We start from the raw sequence: 6,484 nt of genomic DNA on the forward strand, positions 1-6,484 counted from the left end.
GGGTAATGGCTGCAATCGGGGCTCGCCGGCAGACCTAGCCAGGATGAACAGCGGAACACGGTGCTATCCGGGCGCTTGCCACGCTCATCCCGTACCACTACTCTCGCGGGCCGTGAGCCAAGAGCAAAGGAATGCAGCCAGGTGAGTCCTTTCTTGCGGTGCACCACGATTTCTGCGAAACCAGCCCGCTGATGCGCTCTAATGGACTGCCCCAATGCACACTCTCCTCCGCTGTTTCTTTGCCTCCGTGGCATTGCTAGCCAATGCTCAATTGCACGCCGAGTCCACCTCCATACAAGCCGTCACACAACAAGCCCTTGGGATGAATGAATGGGTGGCGGATACCGAGCAATGCCCTGCCGACTTCGTCCCTTCTTACGAATTACAGACCCAGTCGGAACAGAATCCGTGCGCCCCAGGGCGCCTAGAGCGCTGTTTCAACGAATGCATGGCTGAATCAGCAAACGCGTGCTACTGGCTCGCTCAAGAAATCCAGGCGAACCATGGCGAACAACTGGCTGCCGAGGTGCTTTTCCAGCGCTCCTGCCGGCTTGGTGTCGTTTCTGGCTGTACCAATAGAGCTGCTGGCATGCTGAGTGATAATGGGGAAAACGCTTCCGTACATCTCTGTTCAGTCAGAACATTTTCCAAGGGATGTGCGGCCGATGATCCTTGGGCTTGCACGATGTATGGGCTGCAACTGAGCAAAGGGCAAGGCGTACCAAAAGACATTCATTTCGCCATCGCAGCGCTGAGAAAGTCCTGCAGATACGGCCTGCACGACTCCGCATGTACCCATGCCGACGCTCTTCAGAAACAACTGCTTCGTGAGATAGCGGTAGAGGCTGGTTTGATTTCAGAAGAGAAGAGTGCTCCATGAATAACCAAGCAAAGCATGTTCTGTTCATTTGCAGCCAGAACCGCCTGCGCAGCCCAACCGCCGAACAGATCTTCGCCAACCATCCGGGGATTGAATGCTCTTCGGCAGGGCTGAACAACGACGCGGAAAATCCGCTCACACCGGAGCTGCTGGAGTGGGCGGAGCTGATCTTCGTGATGGAGAAAGCACACAGAAACAAGCTGGGCGCCAAGTTCAAACGCCACATCAAGGCTCAGCGAATCATCTGTCTGGATATCCCGGACGAGTATGACTTCATGGACCCGGTTCTGGTCCGTCTGCTTGAGTCCAAGGTAAGCCGCTTTCTGCCAGCTGCCGTAGCGCAGTGCGAAAAAACGACTGACCTTACCTAAGCTCTCCAACCGTCCTCATCCAAGCCAGTACCTAGCCTAGGGCACAGTCACAGCCGTACGCAGGCAATCGCCCTCAAGCAACACCGGAGCCACCAAGCCACTGGCCCTCCCAAACCCGTCGTACCGACGCAGGTCGGTACCCAGGGGCAGGCAGCGCGGAGGCTCCCAGCCTAATGGGCACACCGTAGCCCGGATCAGCCGCGGAACGCGGTGCAATCCGGGAAGCGCGCCCCGGATTGCGCTGACGCTTATTCGGGCTACAAGCAGGCCCACCCAAACCCGTCGTACCGACGTAGGTCGGTACCCAGGGGCGAGCAGCGCGGACGCTTCCTGCTAAAGCCCAGTGCAAGCAGAAAGCGAATCCGAGCCTCAGCAAGTCACCTCTACCGACCAAACGCACAGCACCAAATAAATCCCCAACCGCTGAACGCATCGCCCAACACGCAGTCCATGCGCAGCGGCACTGGCAAAAAGGAGAGGGGAATTCATGGAAATTAGGCGCATCCTGTTCGGTCTGACGATCATGCTGATCTGTTCGAGCCCCCTGCCGGCCGCGACCGCGCCAGTGTTGTTCAAGACCGATGCGTGGCCGATCCCGACCGCCCAGGCCATGACCTACCCGCTGTTCTCCGACGAACTGCAGCGAGCCAAGGCCGACTTCGAAGAAGCCCGCCGCGCCGGTATCCAGGTGCCCTACCCCACCGATCCGGGTGGCGGACCGAGCCACGAGCAGCACAAGCGCAACTACCGCACCCTTTACGAGGCCGGGCTGCTCTACCGCATCACCGGCGAACCGGCCTATGCCGAACATGCCCGCGAGCTGCTGCTGGCCTACGCCGAGCTCTACCCGTCCCTGGGCCGCCACCCGGCCGCCGCCAGCAGCGCGCCGGGCCGGTTGTTCTGGCAGAGCCTCAACGAGAGCGTCTGGCTGGTGCATGCCATCCAGGGCTACGACGCCATCCGCGCCACCCTGCCGCTGGACGAACGCCAACTGCTGGAAGAAAAGCTGTTCCGCCCGATGGCCAGCTTCCTCTCCGAAGGCCAGCCGCAGACCTTCGACCTGATCCACAACCACGCCACCTGGGCCACCGCCGCGGTCGGCATGACCGGCTACGTGCTCGGCGAACGGGACTACGTGGAGCGCGCCCTCAAGGGCCTGGCCAAGGATGGCCGCAGCGGCTTCCTGCGCCAGCTCGACCTGCTCTTCTCGCCGGACGGCTACTACTCGGAAGGCCCCTACTACCAGCGCTACGCCCTGCTGCCCTTCGTCGTCTTCGCCCAGGCCATCGACCTCAACGAGCCGCGGCGGCAGATCTTCGCCTACCGCGACGGCATCCTGCTCAAAGCCATCCGCACCAGCATCCAGCTGACCCACGACGGCTACTTCTTCCCGCTCAACGACGCCATGCCGGACAAGAGCCTGCGCACCGACGAGCTGTACCACGCGGTCGCCATCGGCTACGCCCACAGCGGCGACCCCGGCCTGCTGGCCATCGCCCGCTGGCAGGGCCGCGTGCCGCTGACCCCGGAGGGCCTGCAGGTGGCCCGCGACCTGGCGGCGGCGCGGGAGCGGCCCTTCCCGTTCACCTCCCTGCTGCTGCGCGACGGTCCCGAGGGAAAGCGCGGTGCCGTCGCCATCCTGCGCTCCGGCGAGCAGACCCTGGTGGCGAAGAACAGCGCCCAGGGCATGGGCCACGGCCACTTCGACAAGCTCGGCTGGCTGCTCTACGACAACGGCAAGCCGCTGGTGACCGACTACGGCGCGGCGCGCTTTCTCAACATCGAGGCCAAGAACGGCGGCCGCTACCTGCCGGAGAACGAAAGCTGGGCCAAGCAGAGCGTCGCCCACAACACCCTGGTGGTGAACGAGACCAGCCACTTCGGCGGCGACTGGCAGCTCGGCGAGAGCCGCGCCCCGCGGCAATTGGCCTTCGTCGTCGACGACCGCACCCGCGCCAGCACCGCCGAGATGACCGGCGCCTACCCCGGCGTGCGCTGGCGCCGCAGCCTGGTGCAGCTCGACGTCGCCGGCAGCCCCGCCCCGCTGGTGCTGGACCTGCTGCGCGTCGAGGGCGAGCAACCGGCGCAATACGACCTGCCGCTGCACTACGCCGGCCACCTGATAGACATCGGCTTTGCGCTGCAATCCCACCCCAGCAGCCGCCCCGTGCTCGGCCAGGCCAACGGCTACCAGCACCTGTGGGTCGACGCCATCGGCACGCCCCAGGCCGGCGCCGCCACCCTGACCTGGATGAACGGCGAGCGCTTCTACAGCTACCGCATGCTGCTGCCGGAAAACGCGCAGATCATCCTGGCCGAAAGCGGCGCCAACGACCCGCACTTCAATCTGCGCCGCGAGCCGGTGGTGATCCAGCGCCAGGCCGGCGCCGCCGACGCCACCTTCGTCTCCCTGCTGGAACCCCACGGGAGCTACGACCCGGAAAGCGAGGCCGTGACTGACAGCCGCAGCCGCATCGCCGCGCTCGAACACAGCCGCCAGGTGGCGACGGACCTGATCGTCATCGAATGGCGGGACGGCCGGCGGGAACTGCTGGCGCTGGCCGACAGCACCGACGCGCAAACGCCCCACCGTATCGACTACGGCGGGGCGCAATGGGACTGGAAGGGACACCTCGGGCGTTTCGAGCTACCCGCCCGGTAACGCCCGCCGGTCGGTTATTGCGCGTTCGAGCGGGTGTACACCTCGACGTCCAGCTCCTTCTCGCTGCGACCGACCAGGGTGGTGGTCATCAGGTCGCCGGCGACGTTGACCGTGGTGCGGCACATGTCGAGGATGCGGTCGATCCCCGCGATCAGCGCCACGCCCTCCAGCGGCAGGCCCACGGAGGTCAGCACCATGCCCAGCATGATCAGGCCGGCGCCGGGAATGCCCGCCGTGCCTATCGAGGCCAGGGTGGCGGTGAGGATGATCATCAGGTACTGGCTGGCGTTCAGATCGATGCCGAACGCCTGGGCGATGAACAGCGCCAGCACGCCCTGGTAGATCGCCGTGCCGTCCATGTTGATGGTCGCCCCCACCGGCAGCACGAAGCCCGCCACCCCTTCCGACACGCCCAGATTCTTGCGCGCGCAATCGATGGAAACCGGCAGGGTGCCGGCGCTGCTCGAGGTGCTGAACGCCACCGCCAAAGCCGGCGCGATGCCCTGGAAGAAGCGCAGCGGGCTGAGCCGGGCGAGCACGCCGATCAGGCCGCCGTAGACCAGCAGCACATGGGTCACGCTGGCCAGGTAGATCACCCCGATCACCCCGGCCAGCGGCAACAGCACCTCCGGCCCGTGCTGGCCGACCACAACGGCGGTCAGCGCAAACACGCCGTAGGGCGCCAGGCCCATGATCAGATCGGTGAGCTTGTACAGCGCCTCGGCCAGGCTGTCGAAGACCTTCACCGCCGGCCGCCCCTTCTCGCCCACCAGATTCAGGCTGACCCCGAGGGCGATGGCGAACACGATGATCTGCAAGATGTTGCCCTCGGCGAAGGCGGCCACCGGGTTGGTAGGCACCAACCCCACCAGAATGCTCACCAGCGAAGGCGCGGCCTTGGCCTCCTGCTCGCCGCTGGCGACCATCTGCATGCCCTCGCCGGGCGTGAACAGGGCGCCGAACAACAAACCGATGCTCACCGCGAAGGCGGTGGTCACTAGATAGATGGCGATGGTCTTGGCGCTGATCCGGCCCAGCTTGCGGCTATCGGCCATCGCCGTGATACCGGCCACCAGAGAGACGAACACCAGCGGCACGATCAACATCTTGATCCCCGCCAGGAACAGACTGCCGACCGGCGCCAGCACCTGGGCATCCGCCTTGAAGATCCACCCCATACCGATGCCCAGGGCCAACCCGATGAGAATCCGCTGCCAAAGCGCAAGGCTGCCCCACAGGCGCAGCGGCGCGCCCAGGGTCGTTGTCTGCTGAGTCATAGTGCTTTCGTCCGTTATTGTTGTGATCGGCCCACAGCGGGGCCCCGCATCGGCCCACGCAAGCCGATGACCGCAAGACCAGCCCCAGGAGGGCCGGCGCGGTGCAATCTGCGGGAAACGGAGAACGCCGACCAATGCCGATTTACGGTGGGGTATGCGTAAGTGGCATAGGCTGGGGCGGCGCTTGCTGGGAATGCTCGCAGGGGAATGATCTGAACGATAGGCGCCATATGCGCATGGCAAATCGCCACGCTCTCGGCTACCGTCTTCCCCAACCAGAGCGCCCTTCCCGCCATGACGTATAACTCCCTTGTACAGTCAGGGCCTCTCGAAAAGGCCCAGGCTAGAGAGCGAATCGGTAGTGGAAAGAATTTTATCCGTCAGACGCTTCCAGCGTCTTATACGTCAAATGACGCCTAACTATAGTTAGACCTACACATAGAATCGTATGGCACGAGTTCCGCAATCGAAAACAGAACTACGCTCACACCTGCGAGAGCAATTTGAGTTTCTCAGCCGATCATGCTCAGTGTACGACACCGGCTTTACGGCAGAGGCAAAGCGTATTGCCGCAACGCTTCGACTGATGCTGCATGATACGAAGAGCTCACACTCTTTATTCTCACAGCTTGGCCTCAAGTCAATTGGTTTCTTAAATACCGCAATTCCAATAGCGAAAGGAGAAAAACAAGCCATCCTTGCTTTCCTCCAAACCAAAATCACGGTCAATGAAGACTTAACTTTAAGCGGGAAGCATCACCCACTCCTGGGACATCGACCAGAAGGCTGGCCCCGCGCAAAGAAAGTTTTGTTTCCCGACTGGTGGAACCAAGCTGTTTTAACTGATATGCAGGGCACAAGGTTCTCTCGACGCATGCTCGTCATGGCAGTCGCCAATACAGATGGGGGAGCTCACGTGGATCCTGAAATCGACGCAACTTATGCAGCTCTCAGCAGGCAAAATTCCATCGGCTATGCTGTCGGGGTCAATGACAACATTAAACCAATCGACAAAGTTGAGCTGGCTTGCATTCGTCAAATAGCTTACGAATTAACTGTGTCAGTTTTAGATCGCCATCCCGAGCTTGTGCCAGAGGTCTAGCAATGCGCTCAACTATCGCTCACTTCGTTCGCTGGACAGTCAAAAGCTTCGCTTTGTCTGCCCCTTAGCTTAATCGTTGAGGCTGTAGAAAAACCTCAATGCTTATTCAGGAACCTTGTCGTGGTCAAGTTTTAGTGGACACCCGAATAGGGGATTTCAGGCGGTTGCCTTCTCGTACTCGACTGGAGGCTG

5 protein-coding genes are annotated in these 6,484 nt (G+C 62.3%); 4 read left to right on the forward strand and 1 reads right to left on the reverse strand.

The window, feature by feature from the left end:
- Positions 1 to 214 precede the first annotated feature (214 nt).
- The 3 genes from ACWKV7_RS22865 to ACWKV7_RS22875 all read left to right on the forward strand — a co-directional run bounded on the left by ACWKV7_RS22865 (position 215) and on the right by ACWKV7_RS22875 (position 3,913).
- On the forward strand, positions 215 to 880 hold the full coding sequence (locus ACWKV7_RS22865; RefSeq protein WP_483860008.1) for an SEL1-like repeat protein: 666 nt from the start codon (positions 215 to 217) through the stop codon (positions 878 to 880).
- On the forward strand, positions 877 to 1,251 hold the full coding sequence (locus ACWKV7_RS22870) for a low molecular weight protein tyrosine phosphatase family protein (protein ID WP_483860009.1): 375 nt from the start codon (positions 877 to 879) through the stop codon (positions 1,249 to 1,251). The genes ACWKV7_RS22865 and ACWKV7_RS22870 overlap by 4 nt, the downstream gene beginning before the upstream one ends.
- A 487-nt stretch (positions 1,252 to 1,738) precedes the next feature.
- Positions 1,739 to 3,913, forward strand: a complete 2,175-nt coding sequence (locus tag ACWKV7_RS22875) for an alginate lyase family protein (RefSeq protein ID WP_483860010.1) — start codon at positions 1,739 to 1,741, stop codon at positions 3,911 to 3,913.
- Positions 3,914 to 3,927: 14 nt separating this feature from the next.
- Here ACWKV7_RS22875 and ACWKV7_RS22880 read toward each other — a convergent pair whose 3' ends face one another.
- The gene (locus tag ACWKV7_RS22880; RefSeq protein WP_483860011.1) at positions 3,928 to 5,190 is read right to left on the reverse strand and encodes a dicarboxylate/amino acid:cation symporter; all 1,263 of its coding nucleotides are present in this window, start codon (positions 5,188 to 5,190) and stop codon (positions 3,928 to 3,930) included.
- Positions 5,191 to 5,719: 529 nt separating this feature from the next.
- Here ACWKV7_RS22880 and ACWKV7_RS22885 point away from each other — a divergent pair.
- Positions 5,720 to 6,292: a hypothetical protein gene (locus ACWKV7_RS22885; protein WP_483860012.1), complete on the forward strand. Its 573-nt coding sequence runs from the start codon at positions 5,720 to 5,722 to the stop codon at positions 6,290 to 6,292.
- Positions 6,293 to 6,484: the final 192 nt, after the last annotated feature.

The organism is Zestomonas ipomoeae, assembly GCF_057128665.1.